Genomic DNA, 238 nt, shown 5'->3' with positions numbered 1-238 from the left:
GAAGCGGTCGAACAAATTCTTTACACAAAACTTCCATTAGAAGATGAAGAGGACTATTTTAATCGTTCCATCGACAATCCGGCTGCAATTCAAGAGTTCACGGATTTCTTGGGTCAGTATAAAGTGAAAAAGATTGGCGTGAGAGATTTCGTTTCTTCATATCCTAACGAACGATTCAGTTTTGACTTGGTCTACACGGATGAACGCAATACGATTCCGTCGCTGATCGAAAGAGACA

General features: G+C 40.8%; 1 protein-coding gene. It reads left to right on the top strand.

Annotation, left to right across the window (positions count from 1 at the left end):
• A partial coding sequence (locus R0J87_RS24420) for a hypothetical protein (protein ID WP_498889634.1) occupies positions 1-238 on the top strand: 238 nt, incomplete at both ends.

It is taken from the genome of Halomonas sp. SIMBA_159 (assembly GCF_046536035.1).
Classification (GTDB): Bacteria; Pseudomonadota; Gammaproteobacteria; order Pseudomonadales; family Halomonadaceae; genus Vreelandella; species Vreelandella venusta_A.
This window is presented reverse-complemented; position numbering and strand designations above follow the sequence as displayed.